This is a genomic window from Dyella koreensis, assembly GCF_044904565.1.
GTDB classification, from domain to species: Bacteria; Pseudomonadota; Gammaproteobacteria; order Xanthomonadales; family Rhodanobacteraceae; genus Dyella_D; species Dyella_D koreensis.
In genome coordinates, this window is sequence record NZ_JADIKD010000006.1 from 321,619 (window position 1) to 346,181 (window position 24,563).

At 64.6% G+C, this 24,563-nt stretch carries 23 protein-coding genes; 6 read left to right on the top strand and 17 right to left on the bottom strand.

The window, feature by feature from the left end:
- Positions 1-160: 160 nt before the first annotated feature.
- Positions 161-499, top strand: coding sequence for a hypothetical protein (locus tag ISS97_RS03440; RefSeq protein ID WP_379984954.1), 339 nt, complete (start codon positions 161-163; stop codon positions 497-499).
- Between the two features lie 117 nt (positions 500-616).
- Here ISS97_RS03440 and ubiE read toward each other — a convergent pair whose 3' ends face one another.
- The 5 genes from ubiE to ISS97_RS03465 all read right to left on the bottom strand — a co-directional run bounded on the left by ubiE (position 617) and on the right by ISS97_RS03465 (position 7,955).
- On the bottom strand, positions 617-1,372 hold the full coding sequence (gene ubiE / locus ISS97_RS03445) for a bifunctional demethylmenaquinone methyltransferase/2-methoxy-6-polyprenyl-1,4-benzoquinol methylase UbiE (protein ID WP_379984955.1): 756 nt from the start codon (positions 1,370-1,372) through the stop codon (positions 617-619).
- Between the two features lie 266 nt (positions 1,373-1,638).
- Positions 1,639-2,991: a metal-dependent hydrolase family protein gene (locus tag ISS97_RS03450; protein ID WP_379984956.1), complete on the bottom strand. Its 1,353-nt coding sequence runs from the start codon at positions 2,989-2,991 to the stop codon at positions 1,639-1,641.
- Between the two features lie 100 nt (positions 2,992-3,091).
- The gene (gene plsB, locus ISS97_RS03455; protein WP_379984957.1) at positions 3,092-5,740 is read right to left on the bottom strand and encodes a glycerol-3-phosphate 1-O-acyltransferase PlsB; all 2,649 of its coding nucleotides are present in this window, start codon (positions 5,738-5,740) and stop codon (positions 3,092-3,094) included.
- A 22-nt stretch (positions 5,741-5,762) separates the two neighbouring features.
- Positions 5,763-6,746, bottom strand: coding sequence for a hypothetical protein (locus ISS97_RS03460; protein ID WP_379984958.1), 984 nt, complete (start codon positions 6,744-6,746; stop codon positions 5,763-5,765).
- Positions 6,747-7,064: 318 nt separating this feature from the next.
- On the bottom strand, positions 7,065-7,955 hold the full coding sequence (locus ISS97_RS03465) for a 5'-nucleotidase, lipoprotein e(P4) family (protein WP_379984959.1): 891 nt from the start codon (positions 7,953-7,955) through the stop codon (positions 7,065-7,067).
- Between the two features lie 156 nt (positions 7,956-8,111).
- Here ISS97_RS03465 and ISS97_RS03470 point away from each other — a divergent pair, with 156 nt between their 5' ends.
- Positions 8,112-9,143 carry an AI-2E family transporter gene (locus ISS97_RS03470; protein WP_379984960.1) on the top strand — a complete coding sequence of 344 codons (1,032 nt, stop codon included), beginning with the start codon at positions 8,112-8,114 and terminating at the stop codon, positions 9,141-9,143.
- 4 nt (positions 9,144-9,147) lie between these two features.
- Here the strand turns inward: ISS97_RS03470 and ISS97_RS03475 are convergent, their stop codons facing one another.
- Genes ISS97_RS03475 through ISS97_RS03485 form a run of 3 tightly spaced genes read right to left on the bottom strand, consistent with a single transcriptional unit; the run spans position 9,148 to position 12,859 of the window.
- On the bottom strand, positions 9,148-10,101 hold the full coding sequence (locus ISS97_RS03475; protein WP_379984961.1) for a hypothetical protein: 954 nt from the start codon (positions 10,099-10,101) through the stop codon (positions 9,148-9,150).
- Between the two features lie 53 nt (positions 10,102-10,154).
- Positions 10,155-10,856, bottom strand: a complete 702-nt coding sequence (bluB, locus tag ISS97_RS03480; RefSeq protein ID WP_379984962.1) for a 5,6-dimethylbenzimidazole synthase — start codon at positions 10,854-10,856, stop codon at positions 10,155-10,157.
- Positions 10,857-10,876: 20 nt separating this feature from the next.
- Entirely contained in the window at positions 10,877-12,859 is a 1,983-nt protein-coding gene (locus ISS97_RS03485) for a UvrD-helicase domain-containing protein (RefSeq protein WP_379984963.1), read from the bottom strand.
- Between the two features lie 104 nt (positions 12,860-12,963).
- Between ISS97_RS03485 and ISS97_RS03490 the strand changes: the two genes are divergently transcribed.
- The 3 genes from ISS97_RS03490 (at position 12,964) to ISS97_RS03500 (ending at position 15,817) form a co-directional block, all read left to right on the top strand.
- Complete coding sequence (locus tag ISS97_RS03490) at positions 12,964-14,304, top strand: NAD(P)/FAD-dependent oxidoreductase (RefSeq protein WP_379984964.1); 1,341 nt, start codon at positions 12,964-12,966, stop codon at positions 14,302-14,304.
- A gap of 52 nt (positions 14,305-14,356) precedes the next feature.
- Positions 14,357-14,986, top strand: a complete 630-nt coding sequence (locus tag ISS97_RS03495) for a thymidine kinase (RefSeq protein ID WP_379984965.1) — start codon at positions 14,357-14,359, stop codon at positions 14,984-14,986.
- 63 nt (positions 14,987-15,049) lie between these two features.
- Positions 15,050-15,817 (top strand): hypothetical protein, encoded by a 768-nt coding sequence (locus tag ISS97_RS03500; RefSeq protein ID WP_379984966.1) that lies wholly within the window; start codon positions 15,050-15,052, stop codon positions 15,815-15,817.
- Between the two features lie 78 nt (positions 15,818-15,895).
- On the opposite strand, the gene mutM is transcribed toward ISS97_RS03500, so the two are convergent.
- The 6 genes from mutM to ISS97_RS03530 all read right to left on the bottom strand — a co-directional run bounded on the left by mutM (position 15,896) and on the right by ISS97_RS03530 (position 21,730).
- The gene (gene mutM, locus ISS97_RS03505) at positions 15,896-16,723 is read right to left on the bottom strand and encodes a bifunctional DNA-formamidopyrimidine glycosylase/DNA-(apurinic or apyrimidinic site) lyase (protein WP_379984967.1); all 828 of its coding nucleotides are present in this window, start codon (positions 16,721-16,723) and stop codon (positions 15,896-15,898) included.
- Between the two features lie 14 nt (positions 16,724-16,737).
- Positions 16,738-18,162 carry an NADP-dependent phosphogluconate dehydrogenase gene (gene gndA, locus ISS97_RS03510; protein WP_379984968.1) on the bottom strand — a complete coding sequence of 475 codons (1,425 nt, stop codon included), beginning with the start codon at positions 18,160-18,162 and terminating at the stop codon, positions 16,738-16,740.
- Positions 18,163-18,352: 190 nt separating this feature from the next.
- On the bottom strand, positions 18,353-18,838 hold the full coding sequence (locus ISS97_RS03515; RefSeq protein ID WP_379984969.1) for a hypothetical protein: 486 nt from the start codon (positions 18,836-18,838) through the stop codon (positions 18,353-18,355).
- Positions 18,835-20,190 carry a GldG family protein gene (locus tag ISS97_RS03520; RefSeq protein WP_379984970.1) on the bottom strand — a complete coding sequence of 452 codons (1,356 nt, stop codon included), beginning with the start codon at positions 20,188-20,190 and terminating at the stop codon, positions 18,835-18,837. The genes ISS97_RS03515 and ISS97_RS03520 overlap by 4 nt, the downstream gene beginning before the upstream one ends.
- Entirely contained in the window at positions 20,190-20,978 is a 789-nt protein-coding gene (locus tag ISS97_RS03525; protein ID WP_379984971.1) for an ABC transporter permease, read from the bottom strand. Before ISS97_RS03525 ends, ISS97_RS03520 begins: the two co-directional genes overlap by 1 nt.
- Positions 20,975-21,730 carry an ABC transporter ATP-binding protein gene (locus ISS97_RS03530; RefSeq protein WP_379984972.1) on the bottom strand — a complete coding sequence of 252 codons (756 nt, stop codon included), beginning with the start codon at positions 21,728-21,730 and terminating at the stop codon, positions 20,975-20,977. Before ISS97_RS03530 ends, ISS97_RS03525 begins: the two co-directional genes overlap by 4 nt.
- 161 nt (positions 21,731-21,891) lie before the next feature.
- Here ISS97_RS03530 and ISS97_RS03535 point away from each other — a divergent pair, with 161 nt between their 5' ends.
- Complete coding sequence (locus ISS97_RS03535) at positions 21,892-23,094, top strand: DesA family fatty acid desaturase (protein ID WP_379984973.1); 1,203 nt, start codon at positions 21,892-21,894, stop codon at positions 23,092-23,094.
- Between the two features lie 67 nt (positions 23,095-23,161).
- Here ISS97_RS03535 and ISS97_RS03540 read toward each other — a convergent pair whose 3' ends face one another.
- The 3 genes from ISS97_RS03540 to rpmB form a co-directional block, all read right to left on the bottom strand.
- Positions 23,162-23,713 (bottom strand): DUF4166 domain-containing protein, encoded by a 552-nt coding sequence (locus tag ISS97_RS03540; RefSeq protein ID WP_379984974.1) that lies wholly within the window; start codon positions 23,711-23,713, stop codon positions 23,162-23,164.
- Positions 23,714-23,844: 131 nt separating this feature from the next.
- Positions 23,845-24,012, bottom strand: a complete 168-nt coding sequence (gene rpmG / locus ISS97_RS03545) for a 50S ribosomal protein L33 (RefSeq protein ID WP_008211962.1) — start codon at positions 24,010-24,012, stop codon at positions 23,845-23,847.
- A gap of 10 nt (positions 24,013-24,022) precedes the next feature.
- A complete protein-coding gene (gene rpmB, locus ISS97_RS03550) occupies positions 24,023-24,259 on the bottom strand; it encodes a 50S ribosomal protein L28 (protein WP_090449535.1) in 237 nt (78 codons plus the stop codon).
- Positions 24,260-24,563 lie beyond the last annotated feature (304 nt).

Genomic DNA, 24,563 nt, shown 5'->3' on the forward strand with positions numbered 1-24,563 from the left:
AGACGCGCCGGCGCACTTTCGCTACGTTCGGCTAGTCACCCACGCTGTCTTTAACGAGTCTACGTGGGTGACCATGGCAGCGATGCTGTGAAGAAGCGCGGATCGCGTGAGTTGCACCTCACACGACCCGCTAACCAAACCAACTGCTAAGGAGTTGATCGTGGCTAAGCCAGATCATACGGCACCTGCTCGCCTGTCGGATCCCCCCGGCGAGAAGCCCAAGCCTTCAACCAGCCGCCCGCGCATTCGCGCAGGGGCGAGTAGATCGGCGCGGCAGCGTCGATCCATCAAGCTCACCGGTATTGCCATTGCTGTGGATGCACTCCACTGCGTGCTCGCGCGCGACGATGCGCTTCCCAGCACGCAGGGTGACGCCATGGCGCCAACGTCAGCCGTTGATCCGCTGACGCTGGAGTGCAGGGGTGGTTTGCTCGTTGCGGTTCACTTTCTTCGGCAATACGCGAGGAAGTTGAAGCAAGGGAAACTGGCGGACGACTAGCGCTCTATGATCACCCGCGGCACATCGCGTTATGAGCACGGTGTGCCGCACCTGGGCGACTGATGGGTTATGCGTTGTTGCTTGGTGCTGTCGCCGCGACAGCGGAGCGCGATGTGCTTAGAGCTTGTAGGCCCGATGGATCGCCACGATGCCATTGGTGAGGTTGCGCACTTCCACCTTGCCGAAGCCGGCGCGTTCCATCATCCCTTTCAACGTTTCCTGATCCGGATGCTTGCGGATGGATTCGGCGAGGTATTGGTAGCTGTCGGCGTCGCCTGCGAAGAGCTGGCCGAGTTTCGGCAGCACTTTGAAGGAGTGGAAGTCGTAGAGCTTGCTGAAGAGGTCGCTCTGCACCTTGGAGAATTCCAGCACGAGGGCACGACCGCCGGGCTTGAGTACGCGGCAGATGTCGGCGAGTGCCTTGTCTTTGTCGGTTACGTTGCGCAGACCGAAGGCCATGGTGACGGCATCGAAGCTGTTGTCGGGGAAGGGCAGGACTTCGGCGTTGAGCTGGGCCCAACGCAGGCTGGAGACGAGGCCGCGGTCGGTGAGGCGGTCACGGCCGACGCCGAGCATGGCGGCGTTGATGTCGCCGACGACGACTTCACCTTCTGCGCCCACAACGGGCTTGAGCAGTGCGGCGATGTCGCCGGTGCCGCCGGCGAGGTCGAGTACGCGGTCGCCTTTGCGCACGCCGCTGATGGCGACGAAGTGGCGCTTCCAAAGGCGATGCACGCCGAACGACATCAGGTCGTTCATCAGGTCGTAGCTGCGCGCCACCGAGGTGAACACCTGGCCGACCAGTTTTTGCTTGTCGCCGACGGGGACGTCGCGGAAACCGAAATGGGTGGTTTTGGGTTGCTGTTCGCTCATGCGTACATGCTACAGGATGGCTGTTCTCGACACCCTTGCTGGGTGCTGATTAGCTCAGGTATGGGAGCTCTTAGCTCCCTCCCCTGCTTGCGACGCGAAGCTAGTCCCCGTGGGACAGGGGAGGGTTGGGAAGGGGTGAGTATTTGAGAGAGCGTTTCGGGAGAGGTTTTCTCAAGGGCTTACCCCCTCCCAGCCTCCCCCTGCGAGCAGGGGGAGGGGCAAAGCGCGCGACCTGAGATTCCATGCCAGTCGGAGGCGTGGACACCTTATTCCGCTACCGCCTCGCCGCCTTGCTTGTAGATGACCCCGTCTTTCATGACGAAGCTCACCCGCTGCATGGCGGTGATGTCGTCCAGGGGGTTGCCGGGCACGGCGATCACGTCGGCACGGCGGCCGGGGGCGATCTCGCCCAGCTCGTTCGACTTGTGCAGTAGTTCGGCGGCATGGGTGGTGGCGGCTTGCAGCGCGACCATGGGCGGGATGCCTGCCTCAACCATGTATTGGAATTCGCGCGCGTTCTGGCCGTGGGGGTACACCGCGGCATCCGTACCGAAGGCGATTTTCACGCCGGCCTTGTAGGCCTTGCCGGCGGTGGCCTGGATGATGGGGCCGACCTGCCTGGCCTTGGCGGCTACCTGGGGCGGGTAGTAGCCGGGCTTTTCGGCCATCTGTTGCACGTATTTGCCGGCGACGATGGTGGGCACGTACCAGGTGCCGTGCTCCTTCATCAGCTTCATGTCTTCGTCGCTCATGAAGGTGCCGTGCTCGATCGAATCGACACCGGCGATCACCGCGCGGCGAATGGCTTCGGCACCGTGCGCGTGGGCGGCCACGGTGTAGCCGTAGTCGTGCGCGGCGGTGACCACCGCTTTGATTTCCTCGATGGTCATCTGCGCATTGTCCACGCTGGCGCTTTCGTCAAGCACGCCGCCGGAGGGCATGATCTTCAGCAGATCCACACCTTCCTTGTAGTGCTGGCGCACGGTTTTGATCGCGTCTTCCGGACTGTTGATGATGCCGTCTTTGCTGTTGGGGTCGCCGGCGAGGTCCATGCGATAGCCGTCGGTGGGGTCGGCATGGCCGCCAGTGGAGCCGATAGCCTTGCCGGCGGTGTAGATGCGCGGGCCCGGCACGATGCCGGCATTGATCGCATTGCGCAGCGCGATGGATTCGTTCTGGTTGTCGCCGAGATTGCGCACCGTGGTAAAGCCGGCCAGCAAAGTGCGTTTTGCGTAGACGGTGGAGCGGATGGCGTAGTCGGCGGTGTTCCAGCGGAACTGGTCGGTGTAACCGGTGGGGCTGGTTTCCGAGGTGAGGTGCGTATGCGAGTCGATCAGGCCGGGCAGGCAAGTGGCGTTGGTGAAGTTGACATAGGCGAAGTGGCCACCCGTGGCGCCCTGTCGATAGGACTCGGGATCGACGGCACCTGCACGGACTTCCTTGATGCGATCGCCCTCAACGATCACGGTAGATTCGCCCAGCATTTTTCCGGCGGCAGGGTCGAACAGGCGCGCGCAACGCAGCACGCTGATGCTGTGGCTGCCCGGGGCATCGGCGCCCGTCGCGGCGATGGGCAAAACAGCGGCGACGACGAGTGCAATGGCGAGACGTGCGGACATGGCGACCCCCTTGGCGGAAGCCGCATCCTAGGCAGACTTTTTGGTGGCCGTCACCCGTGACGAAAGTCAGGCCGCAGAAAATGGCGCAGACGCGCCGGGCTCAGGGCCCGGGCGTCTCGCTGTCTTTGGATTCGGCGGCGGCCGTATGGTGGGCATGCGCCTCGTGCTCGGCGCGCACGTGGCGTTCGTGCAGGGCTTCGCTGGAGACGTCCGCCGGCAAGTGATCGGCCTCGGGGGCAGGTGCCGGCGCTTCCTTCTCGCCATCGCCACCCGGCGTGATCTTGAGGATCGAGTGGCGTACTTCGCGGGCCAGGATCACGCGCGCATCGCGCACCATCACTTCCAGCGCGGTGTCGTAGTCGAGCTTGCCGGCTTCGTCGGTCCATACGATGCGGCTTTCGCGTAGCTTCTGGATGAAACCGCGGAACAATGCCTTGTCGAAGAACTCCGGTGCCGACAGTTCATTGAGCAGGGCCAGGCGCTGCGCGGTAAGCGTGCATGCGTTTTCCAGCTCGGCGGCGGTGAGCGTATGCGGGCCGTTCTTCACCAGTGCGGCGATGGTGATGTAGTAGCGCTCGAAGGCCTGGATCAGGCTGCGTGCGATCACCTTGAGCTGGTAAGCCGCATCGTCCTGGCCGGGGCCGCGTTCCAGCAGACGGCCTTCGCCGTTGGATTCGAGCAGGCCGCGGCGCACGAAGAAATCGATGGTGGCTTGCAGCTGCGCGCAGAAACCATCCGCATCCCAAGGCAGGAACAGTTCGCCCTGGATAAAGGGGTAGATGATCTTGCCCAGGCGCAGCACCGAGGCGCGCGACATGCGGCGGTTGTTGAGGAAGCAGCACGCCACCCACGCCGCCGTGGCGGTGAGATGCAGCACGTTGTTGCGGAAGTAGCTGAGCAGCACCGCCTGCTCGCCTTCGGTCACCAGCACGTCGCCAAGCGGATGGCGCACGCGGCGGATCCAGCCCATTTGTTCGCCGTAGGCGATCACGCTGGCGGGGTCCATCGGCGTGAGCGTCATGCGGTCGGAGTAGGGCAGCTCTTCCAGCAGCGCCTTCATGAGCTCGATCTGCGCGAGCAGGTCGTTCTCCGCCATCGCGTGCTTGGGCGTGGCGAGCAGGGCCAGCGCAATCAGGTTGATGGGGTTTACGTCAGCGGCGCGGTTGATGTTGATCTGGATCTTGTCGGCCAGATCGTCCACCACGCGGCCGAGCCATTCGGGCTTCGCGTCCGGATCGGTGGTGGCGGCGCGCCAGTCGGCGCTGGCCGCATCGAGCAGCGGGTTCAGTTCGATCGGTTCGCCGAAGTTGAGCGCGACGTGGCCGTAGCGCTGGCGCAGCACCTTCAGGCCGCGCAGCAGGCCGATCAGCGATTCCTTTTCCTTCGGCTTGCCGGAGAGCTCGCCCGCGTAGCTCTTGCCCTCCATCAGCTTTTCGTAGCCGATGTACACCGGCTGGAACAGCACCGGGCGGCGCGGCGCGCGCAGGAAGGCACGCACGGTCATCGCCAGCATGCCGGCCCGCGGCGCCAGCAGACGGCCGGTACGCGAACGGCCGCCTTCGATGAAGTATTCGATCGGCACGCCGCGGTCGATCAGCTGCGCGAGGTATTCGTTGAACACCACCGAGTACAGCGCATTGCCCTTGAAGCTGCGACGCAGGAAGAACGCGCCACCGCGACGCAGGATCGGGCCGATGCCGGGCAGATTGAGGTTCACGCCAGCGGCAATGTGCGGCACCACCACACCGGCCTGATGCAGCTGGTAGCTCAGCAGCAGATAGTCGGCATGGCTGCGATGGCATGGCACATAGACCACTTCATGACCCGGCGCCGCGGCGCGGGCCTTGTCGAAGTGATGCATGGCGATGCCGTCGTACAGCTTGTTCCAGAAGTTGGAGAGCAGGAACGACACCGAACGCACTACCGGGTGCGAGTAGTCGGCGGCGATTTCCATCACCAGGCCCTGCGCCTTGCGCCAGGCCTTGGCGTGGCTGATGTTTTCCTTCGCCGCGGTGGCGGCGATGGCGTCGCGCACGGGCTCGGCATTGAGTACGGCATCGACCATGGTGCGACGATGCGACAGATCGGGGCCGATCACCGCCGCGCGAATGCGCCGGAAGTGCGTACGCAACACGCGGGCGATCTTGCGCGCGAAACGCTCGGGACGGATGTCGCCGGCTTCGTTCAACACCGTGCGCAGCGACACCGGAGCGGAGAAATGCACCACGGTGTCGCGGCCGTTGAGCAACATGGCGAGCATGCGGCGGAAGCGGCCCACCATCACCCAGTTTTCGGAGAACAGCACGCTGAACCAGCCGGACTCGCGATTGGGCGCGCGACCGACATAGATGGAGACCGGCACGATCTGGATATCGCGCTCCGGATCGCCTTCCAGCGAACGCACCAGTTGACCCAGCGGTTCGTTGGGCGTGCGCTTGCGGTTGCGGCCGAACAGCCAGCCGTCGCGGCGGGCCAGGGCGAACACCGAGCGCTTGCGGCGCGTGCCCGACAGCGGTTGCATCGGGCTGGGCAAGCCGGCTTCGCGGCAGGCACGTTCCAGGATCAGTGCATCGGAAAAACCATCGCGCTCGATCACGTAGCAAACCGGCGCGCCCGGCTGCAGCAGGGTCGCGGGTTCGGCCGGGTCGCGCCGGATGCGCACCCAGGGCTCAAGCAATTGCCCGGCCAGGTTGAACCACCAGGGCGCGCGGCTGCGGGCGGAAGATTCCGCGGTCGACATATTCAGCATCCGCGCATTGTACTGGGTGGGCTTAGTGCTTCGTTGGTTTGGCCGTGCTGCTGGCGGCGGCTGGCGCCTGGGCGATTACATGTGTGCTGCTGGCGGGAGCGGGCGCGCTGCCGGCGGAGGCCGGGGCCATCAGCCGCGCATGGGCGTCGCGCACGTTCTGCAGCATGTCCTCGCTGTACCAGCGGCCGTCCTGCTGCACCAGGGTGGATTCGGTGGTGACCGGCTTGCCCAGCAGGGTGTAGTCGATCTTCACGCGGGCGTGGCCGTTGGCGTTTTCGAGGGTGCTGACCTTGACCGAGTTCAGGGTGTCGTCCACTGACAGGCCATAGAGGTTCAGCATGTCTTTCAGGCCGAGGTAGCCGACGTTGTATTTCTGCATGGCGGTGTCGAAATCCATCGCGCGCAGCTGGTCGGCGTTCTTGAGGTCGAGCTTGCGGGTGGTGGCCACGAAGATGCCGATCGACTGCTTGGCCTTGGCCTGGTCGAACCATGGCACCTGCTGCGCCCAGGGCGCGACGATATTGAGGATGTCGGTGGCCTGTTTCTTCTGCGTGGCGCTCATGTCCTTGCCCTGCTCGATGCTGGCGCGGGCGATGCCCTGCATGATGCCGATCATCACCGGCAGCTGGTCGCTGTATTGCTGCTGCAACTGGGTCAGCTTGACCTTGGCCTGGGCGTACAGCTTGTCTTCGGCGCCCGGCTCGGTGAATTCCTTGAGCTTGGCGGCGAAGTCGGCGCGGTCCTCGTCGCTCAGTGGCGGCTGGTCGGGGCGCTCGCGCGGCCAATCGGTGCGCAAGGCGGCGTAATCGGTCGGCGGCAGCGCGTGCTTCCAGAAGCCGGCGAAGTCGCCGGCCTTGATCAGGGCCACCGACTGTTGCACGGCGGCTTCCGGTGTTTCGCCGCCGGGCAGCGCGGCTTGCTGTTCCTTGTCCTTGTTCTGACAGGCGGCCAGGGTCAGCAGGGCGAGCAGCACGTACAAGGTGCGGCGGAAGAACGTGGGACGCATTGGGGCGGATCTCGCGATTAGGTGGCGGCAGACGCCAGGCGGGATAGGCGTGCGGTGAGCGGCGGAGCGTAAGCGGGGCGGCTGATGAGAGACAAGGGCCGCGCATCCGGGGTTCGACCGGTGCCGCAGAAAAAAGAAAACCCCGCGGGCGTTTGGCCTCGCGGGGTAATCCGGCAGAGCCGGAAGGGAAATGGCCTTGCCCGCAGAATTTTGAAGGTCAGCAGGTGTTGGCGGGGTCGATCTTAACCGCACCCACAAAGCTAAGGCAATACTTTATATTCTATTGTCTAACTCATTGATTTGTATAAATCACAAGTTTCAGTCGAAGCGTAAGGCATTGACCTTCAAGCGATGACGCTCCTGGCGCGGCGCGCTCCAGTCGTTGTTGAACATGGCCGGCTCCCACGAGCCGTAAGTAGCGTTGGGCAGCACGAACCAGCGGCTGCCGACCCACGGGAGATAGGGGGCCATGGCCTTCTGGCGGCCTTCCGCGTTATTGGCCAATACGGTCACAAAATCGCCGATCTGGTCACCAAATTGCATCAAGACGCGATATTTGCGGCTGACGAGCTGGCGGCGGCAGCCCTTTTCGGTGCCGATCTGTTCGCAGTCCTGCACAAAGGTGCCCAGGCCCAGGAAGGCTTCGGGACCGGAGACCGGCAGGCCGGCTTTGCGCAGGTTGCCCAGGGTGGCTTCGTCCAGATCCTTGGCACGGTTGGAGATGTAGATGACGGCAATGCCGTGCTTGGCGGCGAACTGGGTGAACTCGACCACGCCGGGCAGCGCGCGGGCATTCTGTTCCTTGCACCAGGCGGCCCAGTCGGCCTCGTTGAATTCGCCGCCGCTCTTGATCAGGCGGGCTTGATAGGGCGAGTTGTCCAGCACGGTCTCGTCGATATCCAGCACTACGGCGGGCTTGAGGCCCTTGGCCGGAACGGCGCGGTCGTCCTTGGGCAGGGCATCCCAGTCCTTGTCTTTCATCGCGGCCAGCAGGCGGGCCTGGGCATCGCGATAGGTCTGCAGGTAGATCAGGTCATGCTCGAGCGCGGTCTGGCTCCAGGCCACGGCATTGAGGTTGTCGTCCGCCGCGGGCGTGGCGGGTGCCGCCGCGCTGGTCTCAGGAGTGGCGGCCGGCTTGACCGGGGCGGTGGCCGAACAGGCGGCAAGCAGGGTGAAGGCGAGCAGCGTCGCCGGCAGACGTAGATGCATGAGAGTCCCTGTAGGTACGTGCAAACAAACAGAATCGTGGAAGTTTACGACAGCGGCGTGTCCGGGTTGCCCGTGCATGAACGCGATGTCGGCGGGGGTGGCGGCTGCCACACGCTGCTGACAGACTGCGGGCTCCCCGGGCTGCCGCAAGATTTCATGGAATCGTCGTCCATCCTGCCTACCAAGCCCAATCCAGTCATTCGCGCCGTGACCTATGTGCTGATGGCGCTAGCGCTATTGCTGGTGTTGCTGCTGCATCTGCTGCCGGCGCTGCTGGCCGGCTTGCTGGTGTACGAACTGGTGCAATCCACCGCGCCGCTGCTCGGCAAGCGCGTGCCCGGCGACCGCGCGCGCCTGCTGGTGGTGGCATTGCTCACCGCGATTGTGGTGAGCCTGCTGACCTTGTTGATCCTTGGCGCCATCAGTTTTTTCCGCAGCGAGCTCGGCAATCCCGAGCTGTTGTGGCAACAGCAGCTGATGCCGCTGGTGGAAAAGGCGCGGCAGCAGCTTCCGCCCGCCGTGGTGGGCTGGCTGCCGGACAGCGTGGACGAGCTGCGCGTGATGGCGATGGAGCTGACCCGCAAGCATTCGGTTAGCCTGCAATCGATCGGCAAGGAAACCGCACGCGTGCTGGTGCACATCATTATCGGCATGGTGCTCGGTGCGATCGTGGCACTCAGCCGGGCCCGTCCGGTGCATCAGCTGGGGCCGCTCGCGGCCGCACTCAGCCAGCGTTGCCAGCGTCTGGCCGAGGCGTTCCACAACATCGTGTTCGCGCAGATCAAGATCTCGCTGATCAATACGGTGTTCACCGCGATCTTCCTGCTCGGCGTGCTGCCGCTGATGGGCATCCACATTCCGCTGGCCAAGACGCTGGTGGTGATCACCTTCATCGTCGGCCTGCTGCCGGTGATCGGCAACCTGATCTCCAACACCGCCATCACCATCGCCGGCCTCTCCGTGTCGCTGGGCGTGGGCGTGGCGGCGCTGGGTTTCCTGATCCTGATCCACAAGCTCGAGTACTTCCTCAATGCGCGCATCGTCGGCACGCAGATCAAGTCGCGCGCGTGGGAATTGCTGATCGCGATGCTGCTGATGGAAGCCGCCTTCGGCCTGCCCGGCCTGGTGGCGGCGCCGATCTACTACGCGTATCTGAAGAGCGAGCTGGAAGCGGAGAATCTGCTGTAGGTCTTCAGCCGGCCGCGCCTTGTGCCTTTGCGGGGACCATGCGGGCGGCACCATCGCGACGCACGCCGCGGTAGAGGACATGGATCCACAGGCCATAGCAGCCAATGATGCTGGCGAGCAGCAGCATCGCGCACAGCGTTGCGGCCACGCCCGCGGATAGATCGAACTGAGGCCTCAAAAAATCCGAAGTCAGCACGATGCTGCCATAGGACAACAGGCCGGCAGACACTATCGCCGCCAACGAGGCGCCCAACAGGCGCCCGCCGTGCACGGCATGCACGCCTCCACGCAAGCCAAGCAGCGCGCCTACGAACGCGAGGACCACGGGAAGCGTCGCGCTGCCCCAGTAAACAAGCAGGCCCAGGCGGGCATCGGAGACGGCAAGCATAAGGGTCGGCAGTGCCAACGGTGTGAGGCTGAGCAAGACGGCAGCCAGGCTCAGTGCGGCGAGACCGGCGACGCGCGGGGCCATGTTCGGCTGCACCAGCGATGGAAGCACATCGTTGCGCAGCAGTCGCGTAGCGGTCCACCAGGCCAGCCAGATCCCGAGCGTGCTCAGCAGCGGGGACAACAAGGTCATCGCGGCGTTCATCAGATCGATCCTGACGCCGGACTGGTGCAGGGCTGCAAAAGCGAGCTGGTAAAGCAGGGTGGTCAGCGCTATCCACACCAGCAGTCCGACGGCAAAGGCGAGCATGAGGAGGGCGGGCCGGCGAAAGGCCAGCTCACCACGCCGTTCGCCTCTCCATTGGGCGATCAGAAAGGTGACCCAGCCTTTAAACAGCAGGCCGCTGCCGAACGTTTCCAGCGTGATCCACAACACCGCGGGATCCTGGCCTTCAGCGTTCCGTGCCAGCATGAATTTCAAGGTGAACAGGAACGGGAGCATCGCGACCACCACGGCGGTGGCGGCGGCGAGCCATGGCAGGTTGGTGCGCTGGGCTTGTGGGCGATTCATTGGACTTCCTTGTATGGATGAGTCGCCAGTGTCACATCGAGGTGGCGATGCGATCAGGGCGGTGCATCTGCGATGGCGTCGATCAGTGGGGCGTCCTGCAGGGGCTCACCCCAGCGATTGCCGTGCATCAAGCTATCCAGGGGCAGGCGCGAGCGCCATCCCGCTGTTTCGAGTTCGGGGCGCGGCAGGAACTCCGTAACGTAACCGATGCAGAGATACGCCACCGGGACGACGTTCGCGGGCAGGCCAAGCAAATCGGCCAGCCGCGACGGCGAAAGAATGCTGACCCAGCCCACGCCGATGCCTTCAGCCCGTGCGGCGAGCCACAGGTTCTGCACCGCCAGGCAGGTGCTGAACAGGTCGGCATCGAGCACCGTGTCGCGCCCCAGTACATGCGGGCCGCCACGCGTGCGATCACAGGTGATGCAGAGGTTGATCGGGCTGTCGACGATGCCTTCGAGCTTGAGGCGTCGATACAGCGCGGCGCGCTCACCCTCATAATGGCCGGCGGCCTCCGCGTTGGCGCCGTCGTACAGCGCCTTGACCGCCTGCCTGGTCTCAGGGCTGTCGATCACGATGAAGTCCCACGGCTGCATGAAGCCGACGGAAGGTGCGTGATGCGCCGCGCGCAGCAGGCGCGCAAGTACGTCGGGCGGGACGGGGTCGGGCAGGAACTGCGAACGCACGTCGCGGCGTTCGTGGATGGCGCGGTAAAGCCCTTCGCGTTGCGGTTCGGGAAGGGCGTGCTTGCTCATGTGGCGTCCTTGCCCATGACTCAACCGCCCGCCAGCATCGCGGCGATCTTCGCCATGTGCGATTCGGCGGTTTCGCGCACCACTTCCTTGTCCGCTTCGGGGTCCTTGCCCTGCCAGTGCAGATCATCCTGCGGCAGTTCGTGCAGGAAGCGGCTGGGCTGGTTGCTGTGCACTTCGCCGTAGCGCTTGGTCTTGGACGACCACGACAGGGTGAGCATTTCCTTGGCGCGGGTGATGCCCACGTACATCAGGCGGCGCTCTTCATCGATACGGCCTTCGTCGATGGCGCCTTCGTGGGGCAAGGTGCCTTCTTCGCAGCCCACGATGAAAACGAAGCGGAATTCCAGGCCCTTGGCCGCATGCATGGTCATCATGCGCACGGCGTTGCCGGGTTCGTCGCGGTCGGCATGGCTGAGCAGGGCCAATTGCGCAGCGAGGTCGCCGGCGCTGTTGTTGCCCTTCTGCATCGCGCGGAACCACTCGGCCAGCTCGCGCAGGTTGCCCAGGCGGCGTTCGCGCATCGCCGGGTCGGTGGTGCTGGCAGCGATCTGCGCGGCGTAGCCGGTGCGCTTGAGCACGGTCTCCACCAGGTCAGCGGCGTTCTCGTGCAGCGAGGCGCTGCGCAGTTCGTCGAGCAAGGTGGTGAAGGAGGCGAGCGCGGCGGCAGGGCGCGGCGTGAGCTGGCGCAACACGGCGTCGCTGCGCGCGGCTTCGAGCAGAGAGGCATTGCGCGTCTGCGCGATCTGGCCGAGCTTTTCCAGCGTCGTGGCGCCGATCTCGCGCTTGGGCACGTTCACCACGCGCAGAAATGCGGCGTCATCGCTCGGGTTGGTGAGCAGGCGCAGATAGCACAGCAGATCCTTCACCTCGGCACGATCGAGAAAGCTGAGTGCGCCGGTGAGGTGATAAGGAATACGCGCCAGACGCAGCGCTTTCTCCAGCGGTCGTGCCTGGAAGTTGCCGCGATACAGGATGGCGATGTCGTGCCAGCGCGCCTTGTGCTTTTCCGCGAGCGTGGTGGCGATGGCGGCGACGCGCTCGGCCTCGTGCTCATTTTCCTTGCACTCCAGCACGCGGATCTGCGGGCCTTCCGGGTGCTCGCTCCACAGTTTCTTTTCGTGCAGATGCGGGTTATTGGCAATCAACTTGTTGGCGGCGCGCAGGATGCGCTTGCCGCAGCGGTAGTTCTGCTCCAGCTTGATCACGCGCAGCGTCGGCCAGTCCTTGCCGAGCTGGTCGATGTTCTCCGGATTGGCGCCGCGCCAGGCATAGATGGACTGGTCGTCGTCGCCCACGCAGGTAAAGCCGCCGCGCTCGCCGGCCAGAACCTTGAGCAGGCGGTACTGCGCGTCGTTGGTGTCCTGATATTCGTCCACCAGGAGATAGCGCAGGCGTTCGCGCCAGGCGGTGCGGCACTCTTCGTCGGTTTCCAGGATGCGCAGCGGCAGGCGGATCAGGTCGTCGAAATCCACCGCGTTGAACGCGGCCAGGCGCGCCTGGTAGAGCTGGTAGATCATCGCCGCATCTATCTCGCGCGGACTTCGCGCGGCGGCCATCGCTTCTTCCGGGGATAGTCCGGCGTTCTTGGCGCGACTGAGCAGGTTGCGGATGCCGAACAGCACATCCGGCTTGGCCCCCTTGGGGGCCAGCTCTTTGACGATGCCTTCGCTGTCGTCCGCGTCCAGCACAGAGAAGCCTTTGCGAAGCCCCGCGCGTGCATGCTCCATCTGCAGGAACTTCAGCCCCAGGGCGTGGAAGGTGGACACCGTGAGCGCGGCAGCATCCTCCGAGCTGATCAGCTTGGCCACGCGCTCGCGCATTTCCTTCGCCGCCTTGTTGGTGAAGGTGATCGCGGCGATCTTGGACGGCGACAGCTTCCTGCGCTGGATCAGGTGCGCGATTTTCTGCGTGATCACGCTGGTCTTGCCGGAACCGGCGCCGGCCAGCACAAGCAGGGGGCTGTCGCAGTGCTCGACTGCGGCCAATTGTTGGGGGTTGAGCATGGAGCGTGCGTACGGTGGAGTGCGGTGCACGATGGTAGCAGGGCCGGCTCTGACATAATCCGGCCGGGGAACGCTTCAGGCTCGACCACTTGACGGGGAAAGATATGACGGAACATACGGCCCAAGTCGCACAGGAATGCGACGTGGTGGTGATTGGTGGTGGCCCGGCCGGCAGCACGGCGGCGGCCATGCTGGCGCGCAAGGGCTACAAGGTGATCGCGCTGGAGAAAGACCGGCACCCGCGGTTTCACATCGGCGAATCGCTGCTGCCGATGAATCTGCCGCTGTTCGAGCGGCTGGGTGTGATGGAGAAAGTCCGTGCGATCGGCGTGTTCAAGCCCGGCGCGGATTTCGAAGCGGACAACGAGCGCGGCTACAACACCTATGCCTTCGCGCGCGCCATCGGCAACAGCCCGCCGCATGCCTATCAGGTATGGCGGCAGGATTTCGACAAGATGCTCTACGACCACGCCCGCGAATGTGGCGCGGATGCGCGCGAAGGGCATGAAGTGAAGCAGGTCACCCAGCTCGGCCCGCGCGAATCGCAGATCGACGTGAATACCGATGCCGGCGAGCGCTATCGCATCCACGCACGCTATGTGGTCGACGCCAGTGGCCGTGATGCTTTCCTGTCGTCGAAGAAGAAACTCAAGCGCAAGAACGACGAACACCAGAGCGCGGCGATCTTCGGTCACTTCCGCGGCGCTGAGCTTCGCCCGGGCGAGGACGCCGGCAACATCAGCATCTACCGCTTCGAGCATGGCTGGATGTGGATGATCCCGCTGCCCTCCGGGATGATGAGTGTGGGAGCGGTATGTCGTCCCGAATATCTCAAGCAACGCAAAGGCCGCACCGTCGAATTCCTGCTCGATACGCTGCGTAAGAATCCCGAATTGTGGAAGCGCATTGACCAGGCCGAGCTGATCGACAACGAAGTGCGTGTCACCGGCAACTACTCTTACGACTCCAGCTGCATGGGCGGACCGGGATGGGTGTTGATCGGCGATGCGTTCGCGTTTCTCGATCCGGTCTTTTCCTCGGGTGTGTATCTGGCCATGAGTGGCGCCGAGCAGGCGGTGGCCGTGGTGGACGAGTCGTTGTGCGAACCGCGCCGCGAAGCGGGCCTGCTGCGCCGGCTGGAGCGTCGCCAGCGTCGCGGCATGCGCCGTTTCGCCTTCTTCATCTACCGCTTTAACGGCCCGGTGATGAGCCAAATGTTCCGCTCGCCGCGCAATACCTGGCAGATCGAGCAGGGAGTGATCTCCATGCTGGCCGGTGACGTGTTCGACTCGTTCAAGGTGTGGAGCCGCATTCAGGCGTTCCGGTTGGTGTATGCGGTATGCGCGCTGCGCGACTGGCGGCGCTGGTGGAACGAGCGGCGGTACCGGCTGGGCCAGGCGCGAGCCCAGTTCACCGGTGGCAATACCCCGCTGGATCGCGTCTGAGGCGTTGAGCGGGGTGACCGGGTAACATCGTCGCCCCGCCGAGAGAACGACCATGGCCAAGCTCTATTTCTATTACTCGGCAATGAATGCCGGCAAGACCACCACGCTCTTGCAGAGCGCGTACAACTATCACGAGCGCGGCATGCGCACGGTGATTCTCACGCCAGCGCTGGATAACCGCTTTGGTGACGGCGTGGTGGCGTCCCGCATCGGCCTGAAGGCGAATGCGCGGCGCTTCGCCGGCGAGGAGAACCTGTTTGCGATGGTCGAGGCCGACATCGCTGCGCGGGGCCCGCTGCATTGCGTGTTCGTGGACGAGGCGCAGTTTCTGACCAAGGCCCAGGTGTGGCAGATCAGCGATGTGGTCGACCGGCTGAATATCCCGGTGCTCGCCTTCGGCCTGCGCACGGACTTCCGCGGCGAGCTGTTCGAGGGCAGCAAGTACCTGCTGGCCTGGGCCGATAATCTGGAAGAGATCAAGACCATCTGCCACACCGGTCGCAAGGCCACCATGGTGGTGCGCGTGGATGAACAGGGGCGGGCCGTGACCGAGGGCCCGCAGGTTGAGATCGGCGGCAACGACCGCTATGTCTCCGTGAGCCGGGCCGAGTTCAAGAAAATCACCGAAGGGCGCGGCCGGATCGAACTGCAGCAATCTATTCTGCCGCTGGGCGAACACTGAGCCGCAGCGGAGGCGGCATGGCCGCTTCCGCGCCGCCCAAGCACATCACAAGGAAACCCCCGCATGGCCAATCCGATCACCATTCCCGCCTGGCAGCGCCCGCATTGGCAGCCCAGCGATGAAGAGATCGTCCTGCAGTTCTATGTATTCGGTCAGTTCGAGGCGGTACGCGTGCCTTCGGCCGATTACGGCAGCGACGGCCTGCCGGAGGGCGTGGAGCTGACCAGCCACCACCACGCGGCCCTGCGCCAGTGGGAGGGCTATCCGCTCAAGGGCCAGATCGGCGACATGTTCAAGGAAGACGCGCCCGAGGCCTATCAGGCTGCGCTGGGCGCGCCGCAGGTGCTGGTGGTGCGCGGGCGCATCAAGGATGTCGGCGACGTCGGCTACCTGCGCGACACGCTGGGCGTGCTGGCTGGCCTGCTCGATATTGGTGGCGTCGCCATTCTCGATCCGCAGATCCTGACTTTGTTCGACGCGGCCACCTGGCGCCGTCACTATCTGGTGCGCGACGGTGCGCCGATCCGCAACCATGTGCTGATCCTGCGCGATGCGGACGAGGCGGAAGGCCGCAACTGGATCCACACGCGCGGCATGCGCAAGTTCGGCCGCCCTGACGTGAGCATCCGCAACGTGCCGGATCGCGATACCGATCGTGCCGGCATCCTGGGCGAGCGATTGGTGGAGCTGTTGGCGCTGGGCTCGCATTTCAACGACGGCCAGCAGCTGGATGCGGAAGGCGTGCTGGGCGGGCTGACCGCGAAACTCGGCGGCGGCGAGGCCGATCCGGAGTTCAACAATACGTATGTCGAGTTCCGCTGGCCGGATTGAATCCGGACAGGGAGCGCAGGCAAGAGTGAAACGCGTGCTGGTACCTGACACCAGCGCGCGTTTCCATTTGTGGCGCTCCTATTTCTGGCACGTCGGGCACCAGAACGTCGAGCGCTGCCCAAGCACCACCTGCCGTATCGCGGTGCCACAGACCTTGCACGGCTCGCCTTCGCGGCCATACACCATCAGCTCGCGGTAGAAATAGCCGGGCAAGCCATCCGGCTTGATGAAGTCGCGCAGCGTGGTGCCGCCGCGCTCGATGGCCCAGGCCAGGATGCGTTTCACCTCCGCAGCCAGCCGTGCGTAGCGGGCGCGGGACACAGTGCCGGCCGGGCGGCGCGGATCGATGCCGGCGGCGAACAGCGCTTCGCTGGCGTAGATATTGCCCACCCCCACCACGATCGCGTTGTCCATCAGGAACAGCTTCACCGCGGCGGTACGGCTCCGCGAGGCGCGCCATAACAGGTCGCCATCGAAATCGTCGGTGAGCGGCTCCGGGCCGAGGTTTGCCAGCAATTCGTGCACTTCTCCCGGCGGTTGCCACAGCAGGCAACCGAAGCGGCGCGCATCGGTGAAGCGAAGCACTCGCGGGCCTTCGACATGGGTGGGTTCAAGTTCGATATCGACATGGTCGTGCTTGCCGACCAGTGCATCCGGCGGCAACACACGCAGCACGCCGGTCATGCCCAGGTGCAACAGCGCGCTGCCGACCTGCGTATGCAGCAGCAGATACTTGGCGCGGCGCTCGACCTCGTCGATGCGCTGGCCTGGCAGCAGCTCGCTCACTTCTGGCGGAATCGGCCAGCGCAGATCCTTCCGGCGCAGCGTGACACCGGTGATGCGGCGGCCGATCAGATGCGGAGCGATGCCACGGCGGGTGGTTTCGACTTCGGGGAGTTCAGGCACGAAGCATCGGCTCCTTACGCCCACTCCGCGTGGAAGCTGCCCGGCTTGTCGACGCGCTCGAACGTATGCGCGCCGAAATAGTCGCGCTGCGCCTGCACCAGATTCGCGGGCAGCTGTTCCGCGCGATAGCTGTCGAAATACGCGATGGCTGAAGCAAAGCCCGGTACCGGCACGCCGGCTTGCACCGCCGCCGATACCACGTCACGCAGCGCCTGCTGATATTGCGTGGCGATATCGCGGAAGTACGGATCGAGCAACAGATTGGCCAGGGCCGCATCGCGTGCATAGGCATCGGTGATCTTCTGCAGGAAGCGCGCACGAATGATGCAGCCCGCGCGGAAGATCTTGGCGATGGTGCCGTAGGGCAGATTCCAGTGGTACTCGTTGGAAGCAGCGCGTAGCTGCGCGAAGCCCTGCGCGTAAGAGACGATCTTGCTGAGGTACAGCGCACGCCGCACCGACTCGACGAATGCCGTGCGATCACCAGCGAAAGGCTTGCTGGCGGGGCCATTCAGTACTTTGCTTGCGGCGACACGCTCGTCCTTCAGTGCGGACAGCAGTCGTGCGAATACCGATTCCGTAATCAGCGGCAGCGGTACGCCAAGATCCAGCGCGCTCTGGCTGGTCCATTTGCCAGTGCCTTTCTGCGCGGCGCGGTCGAGGATGATGTCGACCATATCCTTGCCGGTTTCCGGATCCTTCTTGCCGAAGATGTCGGCGGTGATCGAGATCAGATAGCTGTCCAGCTCACCCTGGTTCCACTCCGCGTAGACCTGGGCCAGTTCGGCATTGGTAAGTCCCAGCACCTGCTTGAGCACGGCGTAGCTTTCGGAGATCAGTTGCATATCGCCGTATTCGATGCCGTTGTGCACCATCTTCACGTAATGGCCGGCGCCGTTCTCGCCCATGTAGGCCACGCAGGGCTCGCCGTCGGGTGCGCGTGCTGCGATTTCGGTGAGGATTGGCGCTACCAGGTCATACGCGTCACGCGGACCGCCCGGCATGATCGAAGGGCCATGCAGCGCACCTTCCTCGCCACCGGAGACGCCGGTGCCGATGAAATGCAGGCCGGCCGCGCTGAGTTCGCGCTCGCGGCGAATGGTGTCCTGGAAAAACGTATTGCCGCCGTCGATCAGGATGTCGCCTTTGTCGAGCAGTGGCTTGAGTTCGGCGATGGTGGCGTCGGTGGGTTCGCCGGCCTTGACCATCAGCAGGATGCGGCGTGGCTTCTGCAGGCTGTCGACGAACTCTTGCAGGGTGTATGCGGGCACCAGGCGCCGGTCAGGGTGTTCGGCGAGCACTTCGTCGGTCTTTTCGCGGCTGCGGTTGTAGATGGCCACGGTGTGGCCGCGGCTTTCGATGTTGAGCGCGAGGTTGCGGCCCATGACCGCCATGCCGACTACGCCAATGACAGGTTGCTCGACCGCTTGCTGGCTCATCGTGTTGCTCCGGGCGAAAAAGGGTTTCTTGAATATGGGGAGGCATGGGGTGCGCGCAAGGTGGCATCCAGCATCCACTGTAGGAGCCCACCCTGTGGGCGACCAGTGGCAGCGGCTGATGGAATCCGTATTTCCCCGTCGCGCACAGAGCCTGCCCCGGACTTGATCCGGGGGTGCGTTGCCACGGGCTTCAGGGTGCTTTGGTGGTATGGGTCTGAGCGGGGCGCGGTGTGTAGCGCACGGAAACCAATGCGATGCGTTGGCCAGCGCGAACGTAACGCTGCGGCCCGGTTACGGACGTTTCGCCGAACTCCAGGCGCTGTCCGTCGAGGGTCAGTACAGCGATGGGAGGGGCGAGGCCGATCTTGGCGGAGTCGAAATCGGTGGCTGGACGCCAGCTCAGCACTTTAGCGGCGGCAATGGCGGCCATATCGGCGAGGCGGCCATCGTCGGCAGGAGTGCCATCGAGGGTCTGCCAGTGACTGTTGTGTTTCGCGTAGTGCTCGGCCGGGGCGCCGGGGAGTTCGAGGTCGATGCGCTGGATCGCGGCTGGATCGAGTGCGAGCAACGGGTCGGGCTCGGCTTGGCGGTCGCTATGCCATTGCCAGCCGGCGAGCGCGGCCAGCGCGACAGCGCCACCAATCAGCCATGCACGCTGGCGCGCCGCACGCTTCATGCGCGGCGCCGACGCCACACGATCACGCCGCCGATCACCAGCAGCAACAACGGCAGGCCGACCAGGAAGCCGAGCGTGACGGCATTGAGCTGCCCTTGGCTGATGTGCAGCACGCGATCCGGTGCGCCGCGTGGCGGCAGGTTCACCAGTGCGTCGTCGCCGAGCAGCCAGTCAAAGATTCGTTCGCCCAGCGCGCGGTTGCCGCCGTTGCCGAGGAAGGTGTTGGAGAGGAAGTCGCCATCGCCGATCACTACCACGCGCTGCTCGCCCTTGTCGGGGCTCGGCGAAAGGCGGGTGAGGGCGAAACCGAAGTCGAGCGGGCCTTTCAGTTCGCCAGCGTCGGCGTCGTAGTGGATGGCGGAGCTGTGCGCGTTGTCGATGGATTGGAATTCGGTCCAGCTTTGCGGACCGGAGCGCAGGAAGGCGTTTACGTCCCACCCACTGCGGTTGATCTGGGCCAGCGCGGAAACCTGCGGAAACAGCGTGGTGAGATTGAAGCCGCGCGTGATGGCGTGCCCCGGGTAGCCGCCCAGCGCAATCATGCGCGGATCCTGCAGGCCCAGCGCGGCGCCCTGGCCATCCACCAGTACGCCTGGCAGGACGCGTACGCCGAGGGCATCGGCGAGCGGTTGCAGGCCGAGATCCTCATTGGCGGGCTCGGTGAGCCACAGCAGGTTGCCGCCGTTGGCGACGTAGTCGGTCAGTGCTTTCACGGCGCCGGGCGGCAGCGCCAGCGTGGGGCTGGCGAGTACGACGAGGTCGGTGTGCTGCGGTACGGCGGTGACCTGCGAGAACACCAGCGGTACGGCGCGCATGCCGCGCGCTTCCAGCTGCGTCATGAAGGTGCCGAGATCGGCATTGGCCTTGCCATCGGCGCGACGCTCGCCATCGCCACTGACGAAGGCGACGAGACGCTCGCCGCTGCGTGCGAGGCGTTCGAGTGCGTTGGTGAGGCTGCGCTCGGAGAGTTCATCCAGCCGCTGTTCGCGTTTCTGGTAATGCAGGATCAGGGCGCCGTCGACCGTGATGCCGAGCTCGCGCATGGCAGCCGGATCCTGCTGCGGATCGACGAAGCGCAGGGTGAGGTCGGGCTTCACCCGGCGATAGCGCTCGATAAAGCTGCTGACCGTCTGGCGCAGGTCGCCCTGCGGGTTGGCGTAGCTGACGATCTCGACCGGGCCGGTGAGCGTGGCGAGTACGGCCTGGCTTTCCGGCGAGAGGCTCGCGCGGCCGTCATGTGTCCAGTCGGCCACGTGATCGTGGCGCACGGTGAGATAGCCGATGGCGCCCGCGCCCACCAGCAAGGCCAGCGCGAACAGCCAGCCATCCAGACGTCTGAATCCGCGAGCCATCAGTCGCGCTCCTTGTCGCCCGCGAGACGGCGCGTGGCCAAAGTCAGTGCCACCACGATCACCAGCAGAAACCAGACCACATCGGCGCTGGAGACCAGTCCGCGCAGCAGGGCTTCCAGGTGGGTACTCAGCGCCAGTTCGTTGATCAGGCCGTTATCGACGCCGGCCTTCTGCGCGGCAAGGTTCACGGTGAACAAGGCCAGCCCCACCGTCAGCGCGGCGGTGGCGGCAATGGCCGGCAGCGAGGCGAAGGCGGAGCAGGCGATGCCGATGGCACCCAGCGCGGCCAGCGTCAGTATCAGGCCGAGCATGGCGGCGGCGAACTTGCCCCAGTCCAGATGCGTGCCGTGCACCAGGCTCAACGGCATGGCCACGGTGAGTAGCAGCCAGAGCATCAGCCACAGCAGCACGGCGAGGTATTTGCCGAGCACGATCTTCGAGGGCGCCAGGCCACTGGCATACAGCAGTGGCAAGGTGCCGTTGGCGCGGTCGCTGGCCAGCGACGACATGGTCAGCAGCGGTACGACCAGCAGCGCCAGTTCGGTCAGGCCGAACGGCAGGATGCCGACGGTAAGCGCGCTGCTCAGCAAGGGCACGCCGACCAGATCGGTATAGCCCGGGCCGCCCGGCAAGGCGGCGAGCTTGATCTGGTTATCCAGGAAGTTGCCGAGCAGCAGCACGAAACGCCACGCAAGCTGGGCCAGGGTCAGTGCGGCGAGCACCCAGGCGAGAGGGCGGACAAACAGCCGGCGCAGCTCCAGCCGGGTCACCGCGAACATCGAACTCATGCGGCCTGGTTCCTTCCTTCATTCATGGCGCCGCTGTTCATGGCGATGTCGAAGAAGGTGCGTTCGAGTGTCTTGTGATCGGTGTCGGTCACGGCGGCATCGTGGTGCAGGCTGCCCTCGTGCAGGATCGCCACGCGATCGCACACAGCGGTGACCTCGGCCAGCAGATGCGTGGAAAGAATCACCGCGGTGCCGGCGGCGGCTTCCTCGCGGATCACGTTGCGCAGCGAGGCGACCTGCACCGGGTCGAGTGCGTTCGCCGGCTCGTCCAGCACCAGCAGCGCCGGGCGATGCAGCAGCGCGCAGGCCAGGCCTAGGCGCTGGCGCTGGCCTTGCGACAGCACGCCGGCGAGGCGCAGCAGCAGTGGGGTCAGTTCCAGGCGCTGGACGATGGCGTCGCAGGCCTGCTTGAGCGCTGCGCCGCGCAGGCCATGCAGGCGTCCGTGTGTCGCCAGGTGTTCGTGGACCGTCAGTTCTGGCCACAGTGGGGCACGTTCGGGCAGCCAGCCGATCAGGCGGGCCAGCTCAGGATGCTCCAGAAAATCTTCGCCATTCAGCTGGATGCTGCCGCTGTCGGGACGCAGCGCACCGGCGATCATCGACAAAGTGGTGGACTTGCCAGCCCCGTTGACGCCAAGCAGGCCAAGGATCTGGCCCTTGTCCAGCGTCAGGCTGAGACGCTCCACGGCGGGCCGGCCGGCGCGGTGCCGGCGAAGCTGATCAAGCTTTAACAGGGGTTGTGGCAAAGTCATTGCTTGATTGTCACGGCGCCCCCATGGTTAAACAACCGGTGGCGGCTGTTCTTGCGCGCGAAAACACGTTCCGTTTGATCGCGCGCGGGGTTGGTGCGGCCGTGCTGGTGGGTATGGAAACCCTCGTTTAGACTCGCTTTCAACCTATCTGAGTGTTTCTCATGCTCGACACAGTGCTGAACTTCCTGTCCAACGGCCTGACCGGTGCCAGTTGGGTCACCATGCTGGTCTATCTGCTGGTGATGACGCAGATCACCATCTTCACGGTGACGCTGTACCTGCACCGCAGCCAGACCCATCGCGGCGTGGATTTCCACCCGGCGCTGGCCAACTTTTTCCGCTTCTGGGGCTGGCTCACCACGGGCATGGTCACCAAGGAGTGGGTGGCGATCCATCGCAAGCACCACGCCAAGGTGGAGACCGAGGAAGATCCGCACAGCCCGCAGATCTTCGGCATCAAGAAGGTGTTCTGGGACGGCGTGTCGCTCTATCGCGAGGCCAGCTACAACAAGGCCGACATGGAGAAGTACGGCCGCGGTACGCCGGAAGACTGGTTCGAGCGCAAGCTGTTCAGCGGTCACCCGTACTGGGGCCCGACCCTGATGCTGCTGATCAACCTCGCCCTGTTCGGCGTGATCGGCGCGGCCATCTGGGCCGTGCAGATGATCTGGATCCCGTTCTGGGCCGCCGGCTTCGTCAATGGCATCGGCCACTGGTGGGGCTACCGCAACTTCGAGAGTGCTGACACCGCGCGCAATCTGGCGCCGTGGGGCGTGTGGATTGGCGGCGAAGAGCTGCACAACAACCACCATGCTTTCCCGAGCTCGGCCAAGTTCGCCCTGCGCAAGTGGGAGTTCGATATCGGCTGGGCTGCCATCTGCGCGCTGCGTGCCGTGGGTCTGGCGAAGGTGTTGCGCGTCGCGCCGACGCTCGATGTGCGCCCGAACGTGCACCTGCCGGACGCCGAAACGCTGAAGGCCGTGCTCACCCATCGCTTCCAGGCGATGACCGACTACTACCGCGGCGTGATCATGCCGACCCTGCGCGATGAAGCGCAGCATGCTGGCGAGAACATCAAGTCGATGCCGCGTCGCCTGCGTCGCTCGCTCGCCGACGGTGGCCGTTGGCTCGACAGCGAAGGCCGCGATCGCATGCAGGCTGTGCTGGCCAAGCGTCCCAACCTGCGCGTCGTGTGCGATTTCCGCACTCGCCTTGCCGAGTTGATGGAGCAGCGTGGTGCCGATCAGGCGCTGAAGGGGCTGCAGCAGTGGATCGCCGAAGCCGAGCAGAGCGGTATCCGCGCCCTGCAGGACTTCGCCAAGCGCTTGAAGACCTACGCGGTCAGCGGCGCCGGCGCCGCCTGATTCAAGATGACATCCGTACGAATGAAAAGCCCGCCTTCATGGCGGGCTTTTTCTTTTGGTGGCGTGCTCAGTGGTGCTCATCAGTGATCTCCAGCCAGCCGCGATAAGCGATCAGTTGACCGAGCAAGGGCAGCCGGGCATCGATATGAAAGACATAGCGGCCTTGCCCCGCGGTACTGCGCGAAAGCACCTTGCCAAGCAGCGCCCGCGGTACCGGCAGGCCAAGAAGGCGCCCTTGCTGCAATTGCCAGTCGATCGCTTCGCCGTCCCGGCGCAGCGTGAAATACAGCGCCATCGGTCCCAGCTGTTCGCGCAGGTTTGTGCCGTCGGCGGTGCGCTCGAGCGTGGAGCGCATGCGCCCGTGTTTGAAATGCCGCGTCCAGATTTCAGATGGCCCGTCGCGTTCGATCGTCAGTGCGAGCGGCTGGTCTTCTCCGGGTTCGGGAAGTCCCAACACTCGCCGCAATATGCGTGCGGGCCAGTGGTTCGCGCCTTCGACTTTGGCGACGCCCTTGGCGTGAAGCGAAGGCGTATCGCCATGCATGCGCCGCACGGCAGGTGCGAGGTGGCGCCAGTCGGCCGCACCGATCAGGGCAGGGAACAGCGCATGGGGTCGCATGAGGCGATCATGCGTGGCCGGCCTAGTCGGGGCAAGCCAGATTCCCGGCCATAAAAAAACCCGCCACAAGGGCGGGTTTCTCGGTAAGGCATGGATCCCGGCTTTCGCCGGGATGACCCGCTAGATGCGGGTCACTTGATCTTGCCTTCCTTGTAGATCACGTGCTTGCGGACGACCGGGTCGTACTTCTTGAACTCGAACTTTTCCGGCGTGTTCTTCTTGTTCTTCTGCGTGGTGTAGAAGTGGCCGGTACCGGCCGACGAGATCAGGCGGATCTTGTCTTGCTTGCTGTTAGCCATGACTTACTCCTTAGACCTTTTCGCCGCGGGCACGCAGGTCGGCGATCACGGCCTCGATGCCCTTCTTGTCGATGGTGCGCAGCGCCTGGTTGGAGACGCGCAGTTTCACCCAGCGGTTTTCGCTGGCGACCCAGAAGCGACGCTCATGCAGGTTGGGCAACCAGCGGCGACGGGTCTTGTTGTTTGCGTGCGAGACGTTGTTGCCGGTCTGCACACCTTTTCCGGTGACTTGGCATACACGGGCCATGATGACCTCCGTAGATTCGTTTACCGCCCGTTGGCCAGGGCGACATCGGCCCAGCGGCGCCTTGCGCCACGCGATGCTGGAGGTTGGTGCTTTCGGGGGCTGCCGTGAGGTCCGCATCGCGTCGCGAACGTGCCCGAAGAGTCGGGCCGGCATGGCCGAGCCGTGCATTCTCCCAGAGAAACAGGGCTGTGCGCAAGATTTGACCAACCTACCGGCCCCCGGCCGGGGATTTCGCCGCATGGCGGCTGGCAGGGATGTATGGAACAATCGGCCTCTTTGTCGTTTCCGCATACATAAGATAGCG